Here is a 14,397-nt window from a genome sequence, read left to right as displayed (position 1 = left end):
CTCCTTGGGAGCCTCCCCAGCTTTTGCACGCTCTCGCCCCGATTTACAGATCGACGACCAACAACTTCGAATGCGAGCGTGATACGCACACGGCCATGCAATCTCCCCGTGCGTGCTCCTGCGCGGTGAGAAAGCAGTCGCGATGGTCGGGGGATCCTTCCAGTACCTTCACGACGCAGGTTCCGCAGACCCCCTGCTCGCAGGACGTCTCGACGTCCGTCCCATGCTCACGGAGCACATCGACAATCGTCCTGTCGGCAGGGATCGTGAACGTCTTGTCCGATCGTGCAAGTTTCAGGTCGAATGACGTTTTCGGCTCGGTGTCCGACGACGGCGCAGCGGCGAAGTATTCGAGATGAACCGCGTCGTCGGGCCAGCCATGACGCGCGGCGACCATGCGAACCGTGTCCATGAACGGTTGAGGTCCGCACAGATACAGGTGCCCACCATCTCGACGCTTGCGAAGCGCATTGTCCAGCGTCTCCTCGACGGCATCGCGCTCCTGGCCGAACAGCAGCCGGCACGAGGCGTTGAGCGGCCCATTGGCCAGTTCGTCGCGGAATGCCGTGTGGGTTTCGGATCGGGTGAAATACAGTAACTCGAACGTATGGTCCCGATCGTGGAACTGGCGCGCCATGCTGATAATCGGTGTAATGCCGATCCCGCCAGCCACGAGCAGGCTGTGGCCCGCTTCGTCACTCATCGTGAAATGATTGCGCGGCGCAGAGATGGTTAGCTCGCTGCCGACGCGCAACGCTTCATGGACAATCTTCGATCCACCGCGCGATTCGGCTTCCCGCTTGACGGCAACCTCGTAGGTCGATGTGTCGGCATACGATCCGCACAGCGAATACTGTCGGGTGATCCCCTGCCCAAGATGCAAATCGATATGCGAGCCAGGCTCCCACGCTGGCAACATGGATCCGTCCTGGGGCGCCAGCTTCAGCAAGCGGATCCCTTCTGCAATGGTTTCGGCGGCTACGACTCGAACGGGGATGGTATTCATGGCAAGATACTTCAGGAAGATTCGGGTAACACAAAGACGAAGTCATTGCGGCAAAGACTGCTCGCGTCCCGCCGGACGAAACGGCGAGACGCGCCGGCGCTACGTTACGCCGTGGTTGGTTGCAGCGTGAACAACTCCGCGCTCTCGCTGTAACCGGCGCAATACGCTTCCTTCGACTCCCCAGTGCCGATCTCTCCGGTTATCACGACCATGTCCCGGAAATCGTTGTCCGCCAGGTCGCGAACCACGCCGCGAGGATCTCCCCCTTCGGCGACGACCTGTGCCGCCTCATCGAGCATGCGACGCGCGCGCACGATGGCGATGTCGGACGACGAAAGATGCTCACCGCTTTGTTCGTGGATCGTGCCTTGCGACTGAGTGATCGCAATATCGTGCACTGAAAAACACTCACCCAAACCCAGGTAGGCCTGGCGCTCCATTGATGCACGATCCTGCGAATACAGGTCGTCCTTGGCGCGTCGCATGCGATCACCTTCGGCCTTCTCGGATTCGTATTGCTCTTCGAGTGCAGCCTTATCCAGTTTGCCGCTGCGATGAAAGATGAACTCCCAGCGCCAGTGATGTTCATCGTCGATAGGAACGTCCCACAGCATCGTGACGCCACCGTCACCCAGGTAGCCCTCGAAGCCGCCAACAGCACAGGCGTTAGGCATCACGAAGTTGGTAATGCGAATCGACGACCGGTCGGCACCTTCGATCTTGCGCAGCGTGTATAGCCTCACCCCAAAGCGAGTGTCTTCGACAGCCAGCTCCGGTCTGGCCTGATTCGAAAACACGCCCCAGCGGGCTTGCATATCAGCGCTAGACAGCTCCAACTGATGCAGATAGGACGTGTGAACCGGGTCAATATTGCCTTCGCTCGCTTGCATCCAGTTGCAGTCGCCGAACCAGCGCGTCGTGTAGCGATATTCGCTACCGCCGGCAAGCGCGGGATAATTCGGAAAAAGCGGTGGTTCGCCAGGACCCATATACGCCCAGAACGCCCCGGCCGCCTCATGAAGCGGATAGGACTTCATCCGGATCCGGTCTTTGGCGGTCGCTGAAGCTTCGGCGGGCTGATCCAGACAGCGGCCATTCACGTCGAACAACCAGCCATGATAGGGACAACGAATACCGCCAGATTCGATGCGACCCAACGCAAGGTCGGTGCAGCGGTGGGCACATTTCCGGTCGATCAGACCGACGCGGCCATCCTCATCGCGGAATAACACCAGGTCTTCGCCCATGATGCGGATCGGCTGTGGCGCAGCGCCGGCCGGCAATGAATCGATCAATGCCACCGGCTGCCAGTAACGGCGAAGCAATTCACCAGCAGGCGTGCCTGCATTCGTCTGCGTCAGGTACTGGTAACGATCAGCTCCGCGCGGACGCGGTTTGATCGTGATCGGATGAGTGGAGGTGTCCATGATGTCTCCTATGTTCTGTTCAAAGGGCAATCGAAGTAAAAGGTCGGTGCACCCGACTGGAACTGGCAGGTCTACGCGCCGTCGTTAGAACTCCGAGCGCATTGAGCAGCGTGCCCGCGAGGCAGGTCAGAAATGAGCAGGACAGCCCCATCCTGATAACTGTCCGGCCGCGCCGCCATAAAATGATCCATCGCTGCAGATCCATTGCCAGTTCACTCGGCGTCAACGAGTGTTAAGATATATTGATATCTGATTTAAAAAAATCGTCTTTTTGGCATATCTGCTATGCCCTTTCGGTAGGGGTCGACGCATGGAAATCAAACAGCTCCAACACTTCTCACGCATCGCTGAGATTGGCAATCTGACACGGGCGGCCAGCGTCCTCGGCTTGACCCAGGCGGCCCTGAGCCGCCAGGTCGCACAACTCGAAGCGGAACTCGGCACGGAGCTATTCCGGCGCAACGGCCGCGGACTTGTCCTGACCGAGGCGGGTCAGCGACTGCTTGACCACGTCCCCTTGATCCTTCGTCAGATTGCACTTGCCGAACGCGCGGTCAGAGGCAGTGTTGGTCCGGTACAGGGCGCTCTGGTGCTCGGACTGCCACCTAGCCTTGCACGTACGGTCGTCGTGCCGCTAATTGATGCCTTCCGCGAGCACTTGCCTGAAGTGACGCTGCGCACCGTTGACGGTTTGTCGGCCCATCTGGTTGAGCTGGTCGGTACCGGCAAGCTCGACTGTTCCGTGGTCTATAACCAACCGCCCAGCGATGTCGCCGAGTTGCGGCTGCTGGCTGACGAGGAGTTGTACCTCGTCTCCGGGCCGCTGATCGAGCATGCGGGAAAGGCGCTGCCGCGTTCGCTGACACTCACAGACGTGGCCACCTTGCCGCTGGTGACGGCGGGTACCACGAACGCCGTGCACGCGGCACTCGCGACCGCGATGGCCGCGCTCGGTCTGAAGCCGCAAGTTGCGCATGAGATCGAGAACCTCACGGCGATCCTCGACCTGGTCCGCAAGGGCTATGGGTGCGCCGTGATTCCGTTGAGTGGGGTGCACCCGTGTATCGGCGACCCGAAGTTGCGGCTGCATCGCATCCGCAAACCTCTTTTACGTTGTAGTCTTTCCGTTGCGACCCCGGTGCGCGCGCTAAACGACTCGCTGATCGGGCAAGGGACGTCGCTGGTGCGCGACGTCGTTCGACAGCAGCTCGTGCAATTTCACGCAGATGTCGAGAAAGCCATAGACGCATGACGTCACTCGCGACACCGCGTGTCGTACCGAAGCCCCCGTGCCGGGGGCGACGGGTAGCTTTTTAAAAGCGGTGTTGAATACCGAACAGGACGCCGGTCTGTTTCGCGTTCGCCACCGTGTAATAGCCCGCACCAACGGAATATGACGCACGACTATTGTTCTGCATGAAGCCGAGCATCGTGTAGATGGAGGTTCGTTTAGACAAAAGATACGTCGCGCGCATCACATAGTAGTTGGCGTTCTTCTGATCCGTCGTGGCAATTCTCGATATCTCGCCGTCCAGCTCTACATCCGGCGCGAGCATATACGATGCGCCGCCGTAAAAAATGTTCGTCTGGTAATCCGTTGCCGTAGTCGTCATTCGATGGATTGCACCGCCGCGAATTGACAGATCACCGAATTGAACGTAACCGCTGACCATATAGCGAGTAGTCTTCGCACTGGCGCTCGGGAGCAATAGTGGCATCGACGGGTCATAGGAGACGCTGCCGGGCGACAAGCCGGGCCCACCGCGCAACTGATCGTAAACAAACTGCAGACCAAACTCCTGTCCCCAATACCCGGCCAGCGCTGTAATCTGACGGCATGCTGTCGAGCTTCCTGCAACATTGCCCGGACAATTCGTGGCGCCAGGATTAAATGTCGCCCCTCCATTCACCGCCGCACTTCCGGGACTACTTGCAGCATCTCGCCCCGTGCTGTAAGTCGCCCCAATCACGAAATGATGGAAATCATTGAAGTAGCTTAAGGCGTTGTCCGAGCGGCTATTGGGCAGGTACGGGTCGAGCGCCGCCAACGAGTATAGGGCTGGCCCCATGACGGTCGATTTCATCAACGCGATGTACGTCATGTTGATCTGACGACCCGCGCGAACCGTGCCGTAAGGCGTTTCAAGTCCCACCCACGCAGACCGGCCAAAAAGCCGATTACCGTTCTGAAGCGCGCCGGAATTCGGCGCAAAGCCGCTCTCCAGTTCGAAAATGACGTTCAGTCCCGCGCCGAGGTTTTCCTTGCCACGCAATCCCCATCGCGAAGGGAGCGAGCCGGATAACGAAGTCATCCTGACAGCCGAGCCGGACGCGCTCTGTTGACCCGGTGCCTTGGCCGCCTGGCTCTCCCAATCCACACCGGTATCGATAATTCCGTAAAGTGTCACGCTGCCCTGTGCATGGGCCTGAACGGACACCAGGAGGGCGGTTGCGAGTATCGCCGCGCTCAGAACTTTTTTCATGTCTCCAATCCTTTAGAAAAATATTTTTTATATTTTCGTGACTCGCGAGCATGGAGCGGGAGTCACTTCTACGTACCAACCACATAACCGGCACGACGGGGAAGTCCGTATCGCGTTCGGACTAGACAGCCTGACGATCCATTGATTTTTTGTCGTACTAATCATTACGCCGATACGACATGAATTACAGTATTCGGATAACGTCGCCGGATAAATCGTTTGACTTGCATAACTGCTATGTCAGCACCATCAAATGAACCGATCGGCCATGTCAGGTGCGAACGATAAACTGGGAATTCAGCCCAGTTGCCGGGCAAGCTGGTCCAATACGCGATAGCACGGAAGCGCACTTGCCACGCTCGCATTCGGTTCGCGGCGCTCGCGGATCGCGGCGAAGAATTCCCGATCTTGCCGCGCTACTCCGCTCAGTGCGGGCTCGGGCAGATCAAGGTCAAGGCTTTCGCCCATGCCGTTGGTCAACTGGTCATAGCGGGCGATATAGGTCAAGCCGTCGCCAATATATCGAAATGTCGATCCCAGTGGTCCGTCGTTGTTGAAGCTAAGCGATAGCGTACACAACGCGCCACCAAGACTTTTGAGCTGGATGGACATATCGAGCGCAATCCCCAGCGTTGGATGGATCGGTCCCTCCAGTACATTGGCGGCGATCACCTCTTCGCCGGTCTGATATTGAAACAGGTCTATCGTATGAGCCGCGTGATGCCACAACAGATGATCAGTCCAGCTTCGTGGTTGACCCAGTGCATTCGTATTGAAGCGACGCAGAAAATGCGTCTGCACATCGAGCTGGCGCAATGTGAACTCTCCGGTCAATATGCGCTCGCGCAACCATTGATGCCCCGCATTGAAACGTCGCGTATGTCCGCACATTGCAATCATGCCCGTGCGTTGCTGCCACAGCGCCACCGTTTCAGCGTCCACGAGGGAGTCAGCCAGAGGGATCTCGACTTGCACGTGCTTTCCAGCCCGCAGGCAAGCGATTGCCTGCTCTGCGTGCAACGGCGTCGGCGTACACAGGATCACGGCCTCTATCTCAGGCTGAGTCAAAATGTCGTCCAGTTCGACGCAGGCACGCGCGATCCCGTAGCGCTCAGCAATCTCGCGCGTCTTTTGCAGGTCCCTACCCACGAGCGACACCACGTCCGCGCCGCCCAGGCTCGAGATCGCATCCAGATGCTGAATTCCGAACGCGCCGGCACCGACAAGTGCGACCTTCAGCGGCCTCGTCACGCGTCCTCCAGCACTAACAGGCCATAGGCCGTGTTCGACGCAGGCACGTGATAGAAACGATGAATCTGACGCACTGTTTCATTCATCGCGCCGCGCATGATTAGCCACATGATGATCTCAAGCCCCTCCGATCCCGCCTCGCGCAGCAGTTCGGTATGTCCGATCTTCGTCAGCGATAGCGGATCGCTGACCATGCCGTCGAGCCATTGATTGTCGTAAGGTGCATTGATCAGTCCGGCACGCTCCCCTTGCAGTTGATGCGACATGCCACCGGTTCCAAGCACCGCGACCTTGATGTCGGGACCATACGAATCTATTGCCCGTCGGAGCGCTTGTCCGAGCTTGAAGCAACGCAGGGCGGTCGGTTGCGGATACTGGATCACGTTGACACACAAGGGAATCACGCGGCAGGGCCACAGATCCGGCTGACCAAATAGCAGCGACAGCGGCACAGTGAGACCGTGATCTACCGACATCTCGCCGACCATCGTCAAATCGATTTCGTCGTTCAGTATCAGCGATTCGGTCAGGTGCCACGCCAACGCCGGATCTCCCTGGCATGCCGGTACGGGCCGAGGCCCATATCCCTCGTCGTGCGGTGGAAACTGGTCGGCCACGCCGATTGCAAATGTGGGCGTCACATCGAGCCCGAATCGGGATGCGTGATCGTTATAGACAACGATGACCACGTCGGGCTTGACCTCGTCGATCCAGTCGCGTGCCGCCTTCACCCCATCGAATAGCGGCTTCCAGTACGGCTCCTGAGTTTTGCCGTGATCGATGGCTGCGCCAATCGACGGCACATGTGAGGTACCGACGCCTCCAACAAACCTAGCCATGGGACCACTCCTCCACGTTGCGATTGCCCTTGATCGGGCGGCCACCGGAGATCATCATTGCGCGAAACTCGTCCACGGACATCCCATCAGTCGACATGGCGGCCCCCACATGTTGCATTGTCAAACCGTCGAAAATGGCGAGCTTGAAGGTGTAGTAAATGTTGCCGCCCAAACGCAGCATCGCGATCCAGTCGCGATCGAGTACCGCACGGCGCTGATCGACGCTCAGTTCGAATTTGTCGAGATAGACTGTGGAATCGGCCCGAAAAGCCATGCGGTTGCTCTCCGAGTCCAGCGATTTGCAGAACATGTTCAACGCGTATCCTTTGCGGCAATGTTCGCCATCGAATACGTATGTGCCGGGAATCTGGCGATAGTCACGCCCGGTGGGTGCATTCATGATTTCCCCCAATACAGTCGTAAAGGATTATCCACAAGGAGCTTGCGCTGGAGCTCCGGCGTAGTGGCGATTCGAGGGATGAAGTCCACAAGCAAACCATCGTCGGGCATGTGATTTTTCAGGTTGGGATGAGGCCAGTCGGTCCCCCAGAGCACTCGATCGGGGAACGTTTCAACCAGCCGCCGGGCGAAAGGCACCACGTCGTGATAGGCGGCTTGTTCGCCGTCGAGTGCCGGCTTTCCTGACACCGATAGACGCTCTGGACAACTTACCTTTGACCACACGTTGGGATGCTCACGCATAAATCTCACGAACAATTCGAACTCTTCACCGTCTACGGGTTTGGAAACATCGGGGCGCCCCATGTGATCAACGACCAGACCAGTTGGCAAACAGCTGAAGAAGTCCCACAGTTCGGGTAAATCTACAGCCTCGAAGTAGACAACGATGTGCCAGCCCAGTTTGGCGATGCGGTGCGCAATCTCAATCAGTTCTTCCTTGGGTGTGAAGTCGACCAGTCGCTTGACGAAATTGAACCGCACTCCACGTATGCCAGCGGCATTCAACTCCTGCAGTTCCTGATCGCTCACGTCGCACTTGACGGTCGCAACGCCACGCGCCCGACCGCCAGCACTCACGCAGGCGTCGATCAACGCACGATTGTCCGCGCCATGACAGGTGGCCTGCACGATTACATTGCGCTCAAAGCCCAGGTGATCGCGTAGCGCGAACAGTTGCTCCTTGCCAGCATCACAGGGGGTGTACTTACGCTCAGGCGCATAGGGGAACTGCCCGGCCGGACCGAAAACATGGCAGTGGGCATCCACTGCTCCGGCCGGCAGCTGGAACCGCGGTCTGGAGGGGCCCTGGTACCAGTCCAGCCAGCCAGGTGTTTTTTCGAAACGCTCAGTCATCTTCTTTCTCGCACCATCCCAAGCTATTTTTGAATTGATTTCTGCATACCCTTCAACGCCGACAGATCGCTGTCAGCCCATGCAGGAAAATGCTGCGCACGGTTAGCGCAATCGGAGGTCAGTCGATGTACCTGAGACCAGCCCGTTCCAGCGGCTCGCGCATCGAGTACATGTCAAGGCCAAGCACACCGGCCGCGAGCTTCCGTCGTTTCTCGGCTTCGTTTGCCTCACGCGCGGCAGCTGCTTCGGCGACCTTCTGGGCCAGGCCGATCGGGACGACGACAATACCGTCATCGTCGGCAACCACCACGTCGCCAGGATTGACCAGTGCTCCAGCACAAACGACTGGGATATTCACCGAGCCGATAGTTGCCTTGACTGTCCCCTTTGCGCTAACTGCCTTGGAGAACACGGGAAACTTCATGGCCGTGAGGTCTTTGACATCGCGGCATCCGCCGTCGATCACCAGGCCTACGGCGCCACGTGCCTGAAAACTGGTAGCGAGCAGATCGCCGAAAAATCCGTCCGTGGTGTCGGCCGTTACTGCAGCGATGACTATGTCGCCCGGCTGAATCTGCTCGGCCACGACATGCATCATCCAGTTGTCGCCCGGATGTAGAAGCACGGTTACCGCAGTGCCGCAAGCGTGTGCGCCGGCGTAAATCGGACGCATGTAGGTCTTCATCAACCCCATACGGCCCATCGCTTCGTGAACGGTCGCAACGCCCAAACCTGAAAGCTGCCTGACGACGGTTGCGTCAGTACGAACGATGTTGCGTTTGACAACGCCGAGCTGTGTGCCAAGGTTGGTATCAGTCATGGTGCTCACAGTCCTTTGCGTTTGAGTGCGGCATCGAGATGCGGATAAACGCGTCGGGCATTGCCTTCGTAGACTTTGTGCCTGTCCTCCGGCGACAAGATCGTCGATGCCTCGATATAGCGTTTGGTATCGTCGTAGTAAAAATCGGTCTCGGGATCGATGCCGCGTACGGCACCGATCATTTCGCTGGCAAACAGGATGTTGTCGACCGGTATGACCTTGGTCAGCAGGTCAATGCCGGGTTGGTGATAGACACAGGTATCGAAGAAGATGTTGTTGAGCAGATGCTCCTTCAGCAAAGGCTTTTTCAATTCCTGAGCAAGGCCCCGGAAGCGCCCCCAGTGATACGGGACAGCCCCACCGCCATGCGGAATCACAAACTTCAATTCAGGGAAATCCTTGAACAGATCCGAGGTCAGGCATTGCATGAATGCTGTTGTGTCGGCGTTCAGATAATGGGCGCCCGTGGTATGAAAGCAGGCGTTGCAACTGGTCGAAACGTGGACCATCGCCGGGATGCCGTACTCGACCATCTTCTCGTAGATGGGATACCAGTGGCGATCCGACAGAGGCGGTGAAGTCCAATGGCCACCTGATGGATCAGGGTTCAGGTTAATGCCAACAAAGCCGTACTCTTTGGCGCAGCGCTCAAGCTCCGGAATGCAGGTCTTCGGATCGACACCTGGAGACTGCGGCAGCATTGCAGCGCCAATGAAGTTGTCGGGAAACAGCTGCGAAACCCGATAGCACAGCTCATTGCAGATCGCGGCCCACGTCGAACTGGTCTCGAAATTACCGATGTGGTGCGCCATGAAGCTGGCACGGGGAGAAAAAATCGTCAGGTCGCTTCCGCGCTCCTGCATCTTCTTCAACTGGTTGCTAGCGATAGATTCGCGAAGTTCGTCATCGCTGATGTTCAGATCAGCGACCCTCGGTTTCTGGGCCGGATCTTTCAACGCCGCGATCTGACGGTTACGCCACTCTTCCAGCGCCTTGGGCGCTGTCGTGTAATGGCCGTGGCAATCGATGATCATGCTGTGTCCCCTTCCATAAATGCCCATTTGCTCACCATGACTTCGCCGCGCATAATCAGGCGCGCCGTTCTTAGCAGTGCGGCACGCCGTACTGTCTGAGGATCGGCGGGATCGGTCTCAAGCTCGACGCTGAATTCGCCTGACGGATGTTCAACCGAGATCTGCTTGATGACACCCGGCGGCACCAATGCCAGGCCCTGTGCAACGCTGCCTTCGAGCACGCAGGCGGTCGCGACAGTCACAGCAGCCAGCACCCCGATAGCGTCATGGCACACGTGCGGGATGAAGCACCGCGTCGCCAGACTCCCCCCCGCCGTTGGGGTAGCGATCAGGCACATCTTGGGATACGTTTTTGAGGTCACATCACCCAGACCCATCAATTCACCACACCGCAAGCGCAGCGCCTCGAGCGTGGACTTCAGCTCAACGTCACCATTCAGTGCGGCAACCGACTCCTGGCCGGTTCGGCCCACCGCATCGGCACGCAGCAGCACCATGGGCATGCCGTTGTCGATACAGGTCACGTCAATCGCCAACGTCGCCTCCAGCTGAACGTGATCGCGCACATGCCCTGTGGGCAACAGACCCGAACAGACCGAGCCTTCCGTATCGAGGAATTTGATCGAGATCGGCGCCGAGGTACCGGGCACGCCGTCGATGCGGGCGTCCCCGTCGTAGCGCACCTGCCCATCCGGCGTTTGCACGCTGATATCGCATTCCATATCGGTGTTCAGCGTCAACACGCGCAACGTCGTGACATCTCCCTGTGAGGTTGCCAAGCCGGTTTCCAGCGCGAAGGGCACGACGGCCGCCAGCATGTTGCCGCAGTTAGGCGTGGTGTCGACCGTATCGCCGTCCGGCTGCAGTTGCGCGAACAGAAACTCCAGATCCACGCCTGGCCGGCTGCTACGACCGACTATTCCCACCTTGCTCGTCAGCGGGTGTGCACCGCCTAACCCGTCGATCTGTCGACGGTCAGGAGACCCCATCACGTTGAGCAGCACGCGGTCGCGTGCAGCGATATCGGACGGAAGATCGGCCGCATTGAAAAACGGCCCGCGCGACGTGCCGCCGCGCATAAACAGACAGGATATGGCGTGTTGCATGGACTTTCTTGACCTGGCTCCGTTGTTGTTCTTGTATTTTTTTACTTTATCTGCCATTCTGCAATGACATATCCGATATATTAGATATGCATAAAATGCAACTCTGGAGATCGTCATGGAGCTTCGGCAACTTGAATACTTCGTCCATGTCGCAGAGCTAGGAAGCTTTACGCGGGCCTCGAATTTCCTTTCCATCGCGCAGCCCGTACTCAGCCGGCAGGTGCGCGCGCTGGAGATCGAATTTCGTCAGGCACTTCTGGAGCGCAATGGTCGCGGCGTGACGTTGACCGAGGCGGGCAAGCGTTTTCTGGAGCACGGCCGTGGCGTTCTTTCACAGATTGAACGAGCCCAGCTCGACATGGAGGAAGGTCGGGGCGCCTCGACAGGGCGCCTTGTTGTGGCGCTACCGCCGAGTGTGAGCCTTATTCTGACGGCACCGCTGGTAAGAGCCTTTCGTGAGCGCTTCCCCAAAGCGACGCTTTGCGTGCTTGAGGGGCTGTCAACTTATGTACTGGAATGGCTGACAATCGGTCGTGCTGACTGCGCCGTGGTTTATACGGTCCCCACTTCTTCGGGCGTAGAACTTGCGCCGGTACTTAACGAACAACTCTATCTAGTGTCCGGCCGCGGAGCCGGAACGTCGCCAACCGACCCACCAAATTACGACGAAATCAGTCTGGCAGAAGTCGCTGAGCGAAATCTCGTTATGCCAAGCCGGCCGCACTCGATTCGTATGCTGGTTGAAGCGACGATGGCGCAAGCGTCGCTGAAGCCACGTATCGCGCTCGAAATCGAAAGCATCCCGGCAATTCTGACTCTTGTACGCGACGAAGGTGTACACGCCATATTGTCTCTAAAAGCAGTTCGATCGAGCGGACGGGAGGGTGATTTTCACGTGCGCCCCATCCGGAAACCCACTTTGGAAACCACGCTGTGGATAGCGACCTCTGCCCAGCGTCCGCATGGACCGTTGCTTAATCAGGCCGTGCCGTTATTGCAAAATCTGTTGCGCGATCACTGGAAAACTGGGGTTTGAGATGGACGGTCGACCTCACTTCGAAGGCGGCGGGGCCGCCCCTCCTTTCCTAAGCCAATTCGCTCACGCTGCGTCCGCCAGCATCGACTGACAGCAGCCTGATGCCTTACACCGGCAGGCGTACTGGGCCCGAACCTCTTCATTCGCAGAATCGTCAATCGACAGCAGATATTCAATGAACAGTTCTTCGTCCGGCTCGATTGCCCGCAACGTGTGAATGAAAATCCGTCCCTCATCCTCGATGGTCTCGCAGTTCGGCTCACAGGCGTGATTGAGCCAGCGCGCGCTGTTGCCGCCACGGCCGCCGTCGATCACCCGCCCATCCGACAGGCCGAAAAGAAACGTATGGCCTTCGACGCCTTCACGCTGATGACGGCGCACCGCATTTCGCCACGAAGTGATTTCACCCTTGTACTCAAGCACGCGCTCGCCCGCCGCGAGCGCATGCATGGCGAACACACCTTTGCCGTGAACTGGAGACCGCCGGACAATCACGCGCCGCATACTCTTTCCTTTCCCGATGTCAGCGCCAATATACGGGCAGCAAATTTCCGCATCCAGTGTGATGGGATGAGCACGCGCGTGCGACGTTCGGGCACCGGCGGCCATATCGACGCTGGAGAGTCGAGGTATCTGATCCGCAGGCATCCCGGAATGACTGACCGCTCGGCCCGCGAAGATATCCAGCTTCAGAAAAGCTGATTACCCAGCTCACACAGGCTGACCCACTTCACCGTGCTCACGAAGGCCCGGCCTGTGGTGTCGAGCGATTCGATCATCGCGCGTTGCCCGCGGGCTTCCGCAATGACGCGCACGATGCGCGTCCGGTAGCGCAGTAACGCACCAATCGTTGGGCACGAGATTTCGCGCCCGGTCCGCGATCGTTTCTTTTCCATACGGCTATCTATAGAGACATGCAGCGAATCGCAGGGGCCGCGGTACGTCGCGGCGTCTCGCCCTGATGCTACCAGGCCGGCTGGCCGAGGTCCAGCCGTTGCCCGATCACTCCGTGCTGTTGCTGCCGCCAGCACCTGTAGCGGCGGCCCTCCCGGCAGCGGCGCCGTTGGCAACAATCCGGGCGACGGCGTGCGTCCGGTCTCAGGCGCCGTTCACCGTGTCCTTGAACGCCTTGCCCGCCGTGAACTTCACCCCCTTCGCAGCAGGGATCTGGATCTCGGCGCCGGTCGCCGGATTACGGCCGACCCGCGCGGCGCGCGCGCCCGTGGAAAACGACCCGAAGCCGATCAGTTGCACGGTGTCACCTTTTTTGACGGCGGCCGTGACTGTGCCAATAAACGCATCGATCGTCTGGCCGGTTGCTGCCTTGCTCTCACCCGTCTTCGCGGCGACCGCATCCACCAGTTCCTGCTTGTTCATTGCTTTTCCTCTTTGTGGTTGTGAATGACGCCACCCTATCCGATCCGCGCGCCTTTGCGCAATTGGCGCGCGCCGAACTGATCCGCGATCACAGGGCACTGCACGCATGTCCCAGGCGTGAGTGGTGCATGACGCCGCCGTTAAACCGGGCCTGCGCATCGAGGCGCATCATGGTGCTGGCGATTACCCGTGTCAGTGGTACGGGTTTGATGAACGAGTGGGCGCAACCGCCCCGGCGACGCATCGGAGGGAAACGCGGTCGCTCCCGGCACATCCGCGCGCACCGTCGCGTAAGTCTGATGGACCGCCTGCTTCCGATCCGCGCCTTTTGCGTCTGCACCTGGCATGCTGTCCGGGGGCCGGGCCGCATCGCGGCGATCCAGTGGCGCGCACGCCGGCTACCTGTCGGTGCACAGCGTCGTCACCCCAGATGTCATGCGGTTCCTGTAAGGGCCAGTGTCCTGAAATGAAGGGTATGGTAGTTCTGACTATCGGGGCCTTCATTTACATCATTTTTTGCGTTTTTTCTCAATTCCCTATGCCTCGCAAGTCCCCATCCTAAGGAACGGTTGAGGTCGGTGCCCGCCTGCGGTGCGGATGAAAAACCCTGCCGCGTGCCGGTGCAGTGACTATGATGTAGATGTGGTCCGTGCTAGCGACACGCGACCGCAAAACGGGGCAAGGCGGGGCTGGCGGGAGACTGG

At 58.8% G+C, this 14,397-nt stretch carries 15 protein-coding genes; 2 read left to right on the top strand and 13 right to left on the bottom strand.

The window, feature by feature from the left end:
- Window positions 1-43: 43 nt before the first annotated feature.
- A complete protein-coding gene (locus KHO31_RS24455; RefSeq protein ID WP_201108834.1) occupies window positions 44-1,006 on the bottom strand; it encodes a PDR/VanB family oxidoreductase in 963 nt (320 codons plus the stop codon).
- A 104-nt stretch (window positions 1,007-1,110) separates the two neighbouring features.
- On the bottom strand, window positions 1,111-2,433 hold the full coding sequence (locus KHO31_RS24450; protein ID WP_201084384.1) for a Rieske 2Fe-2S domain-containing protein: 1,323 nt from the start codon (window positions 2,431-2,433) through the stop codon (window positions 1,111-1,113).
- 310 nt (window positions 2,434-2,743) lie between these two features.
- Here KHO31_RS24450 and KHO31_RS24445 point away from each other — a divergent pair, with 310 nt between their 5' ends.
- The gene (locus tag KHO31_RS24445; RefSeq protein ID WP_211624310.1) at window positions 2,744-3,685 is read left to right on the top strand and encodes a LysR family transcriptional regulator; all 942 of its coding nucleotides are present in this window, start codon (window positions 2,744-2,746) and stop codon (window positions 3,683-3,685) included.
- A gap of 61 nt (window positions 3,686-3,746) precedes the next feature.
- On the opposite strand, the gene KHO31_RS24440 is transcribed toward KHO31_RS24445, so the two are convergent.
- The 8 genes from KHO31_RS24440 to KHO31_RS24405 form a co-directional block, all read right to left on the bottom strand.
- Window positions 3,747-4,916 (bottom strand): porin, encoded by a 1,170-nt coding sequence (locus tag KHO31_RS24440; RefSeq protein WP_211624308.1) that lies wholly within the window; start codon window positions 4,914-4,916, stop codon window positions 3,747-3,749.
- Window positions 4,917-5,213: 297 nt separating this feature from the next.
- Window positions 5,214-6,167 carry a Gfo/Idh/MocA family oxidoreductase gene (locus KHO31_RS24435; protein ID WP_211624306.1) on the bottom strand — a complete coding sequence of 318 codons (954 nt, stop codon included), beginning with the start codon at window positions 6,165-6,167 and terminating at the stop codon, window positions 5,214-5,216.
- A complete protein-coding gene (locus KHO31_RS24430; protein ID WP_201084388.1) occupies window positions 6,164-7,006 on the bottom strand; it encodes a class III extradiol dioxygenase subunit beta in 843 nt (280 codons plus the stop codon). The genes KHO31_RS24435 and KHO31_RS24430 overlap by 4 nt, the downstream gene beginning before the upstream one ends.
- Window positions 6,999-7,406, bottom strand: a complete 408-nt coding sequence (gene ligA / locus KHO31_RS24425) for a protocatechuate 4,5-dioxygenase subunit alpha (RefSeq protein WP_201084389.1) — start codon at window positions 7,404-7,406, stop codon at window positions 6,999-7,001. Before ligA ends, KHO31_RS24430 begins: the two co-directional genes overlap by 8 nt.
- Window positions 7,403-8,320 (bottom strand): amidohydrolase family protein, encoded by a 918-nt coding sequence (locus KHO31_RS24420; protein ID WP_211624304.1) that lies wholly within the window; start codon window positions 8,318-8,320, stop codon window positions 7,403-7,405. Before KHO31_RS24420 ends, ligA begins: the two co-directional genes overlap by 4 nt.
- A 118-nt stretch (window positions 8,321-8,438) precedes the next feature.
- Complete coding sequence (gene ligK / locus KHO31_RS24415) at window positions 8,439-9,140, bottom strand: 4-carboxy-4-hydroxy-2-oxoadipate aldolase/oxaloacetate decarboxylase (protein ID WP_201084391.1); 702 nt, start codon at window positions 9,138-9,140, stop codon at window positions 8,439-8,441.
- Between the two features lie 5 nt (window positions 9,141-9,145).
- Window positions 9,146-10,174, bottom strand: coding sequence for an amidohydrolase family protein (locus KHO31_RS24410; protein ID WP_201086084.1), 1,029 nt, complete (start codon window positions 10,172-10,174; stop codon window positions 9,146-9,148).
- On the bottom strand, window positions 10,171-11,280 hold the full coding sequence (locus KHO31_RS24405; RefSeq protein WP_211624331.1) for a 4-oxalomesaconate tautomerase: 1,110 nt from the start codon (window positions 11,278-11,280) through the stop codon (window positions 10,171-10,173). Before KHO31_RS24405 ends, KHO31_RS24410 begins: the two co-directional genes overlap by 4 nt.
- Window positions 11,281-11,395: 115 nt before the next feature.
- Between KHO31_RS24405 and KHO31_RS24400 the strand changes: the two genes are divergently transcribed.
- Window positions 11,396-12,316: a LysR family transcriptional regulator gene (locus KHO31_RS24400; protein ID WP_201084393.1), complete on the top strand. Its 921-nt coding sequence runs from the start codon at window positions 11,396-11,398 to the stop codon at window positions 12,314-12,316.
- A gap of 63 nt (window positions 12,317-12,379) precedes the next feature.
- Here the strand turns inward: KHO31_RS24400 and KHO31_RS24395 are convergent, their stop codons facing one another.
- From KHO31_RS24395 to KHO31_RS24385, 3 genes are all read right to left on the bottom strand, one after another.
- Entirely contained in the window at window positions 12,380-12,820 is a 441-nt protein-coding gene (locus KHO31_RS24395; RefSeq protein ID WP_201084394.1) for an SET domain-containing protein, read from the bottom strand.
- Window positions 12,821-13,005: 185 nt separating this feature from the next.
- Entirely contained in the window at window positions 13,006-13,212 is a 207-nt protein-coding gene (locus KHO31_RS24390) for a hypothetical protein (RefSeq protein WP_201086082.1), read from the bottom strand.
- A 202-nt stretch (window positions 13,213-13,414) separates the two neighbouring features.
- Window positions 13,415-13,801: an HU family DNA-binding protein gene (locus KHO31_RS24385; RefSeq protein WP_211624302.1), complete on the bottom strand. Its 387-nt coding sequence runs from the start codon at window positions 13,799-13,801 to the stop codon at window positions 13,415-13,417.
- Window positions 13,802-14,397 lie beyond the last annotated feature (596 nt).

The organism is Paraburkholderia domus (assembly GCF_905220705.1).
In the GTDB taxonomy this organism is placed as follows: domain Bacteria; phylum Pseudomonadota; class Gammaproteobacteria; order Burkholderiales; family Burkholderiaceae; genus Paraburkholderia; species Paraburkholderia domus.
This window is presented reverse-complemented; position numbering and strand designations above follow the sequence as displayed.

Excerpts from the sequence above, each read along its gene's own strand:
- KHO31_RS24390 (WP_201086082.1), bottom strand. The coding sequence starts at position 13,212 with ATGGAAAAGAAACGATCGCGGACCGGGCGCGAAATCTCGTGCCCAACG.
- KHO31_RS24430 (WP_201084388.1), bottom strand. The coding sequence starts at position 7,006 with ATGGCTAGGTTTGTTGGAGGCGTCGGTACCTCACATGTGCCGTCGATT.
- KHO31_RS24410 (WP_201086084.1), bottom strand. The coding sequence starts at position 10,174 with ATGATCATCGATTGCCACGGCCATTACACGACAGCGCCCAAGGCGCTG.
- KHO31_RS24445 (WP_211624310.1), top strand. The coding sequence starts at position 2,744 with ATGGAAATCAAACAGCTCCAACACTTCTCACGCATCGCTGAGATTGGC.
- KHO31_RS24385 (WP_211624302.1), bottom strand. The coding sequence starts at position 13,801 with ATGCGTGCAGTGCCCTGTGATCGCGGATCAGTTCGGCGCGCGCCAATT.
- ligA (WP_201084389.1), bottom strand. The coding sequence starts at position 7,406 with ATGAATGCACCCACCGGGCGTGACTATCGCCAGATTCCCGGCACATAC.
- KHO31_RS24405 (WP_211624331.1), bottom strand. The coding sequence starts at position 11,280 with ATGCAACACGCCATATCCTGTCTGTTTATGCGCGGCGGCACGTCGCGC.
- ligK (WP_201084391.1), bottom strand. The coding sequence starts at position 9,140 with ATGACTGATACCAACCTTGGCACACAGCTCGGCGTTGTCAAACGCAAC.
- KHO31_RS24400 (WP_201084393.1), top strand. The coding sequence starts at position 11,396 with ATGGAGCTTCGGCAACTTGAATACTTCGTCCATGTCGCAGAGCTAGGA.
- KHO31_RS24455 (WP_201108834.1), bottom strand. The coding sequence starts at position 1,006 with ATGAATACCATCCCCGTTCGAGTCGTAGCCGCCGAAACCATTGCAGAA.
- KHO31_RS24450 (WP_201084384.1), bottom strand. The coding sequence starts at position 2,433 with ATGGACACCTCCACTCATCCGATCACGATCAAACCGCGTCCGCGCGGA.
- KHO31_RS24395 (WP_201084394.1), bottom strand. The coding sequence starts at position 12,820 with ATGCGGCGCGTGATTGTCCGGCGGTCTCCAGTTCACGGCAAAGGTGTG.
- KHO31_RS24420 (WP_211624304.1), bottom strand. The coding sequence starts at position 8,320 with ATGACTGAGCGTTTCGAAAAAACACCTGGCTGGCTGGACTGGTACCAG.
- KHO31_RS24440 (WP_211624308.1), bottom strand. The coding sequence starts at position 4,916 with ATGAAAAAAGTTCTGAGCGCGGCGATACTCGCAACCGCCCTCCTGGTG.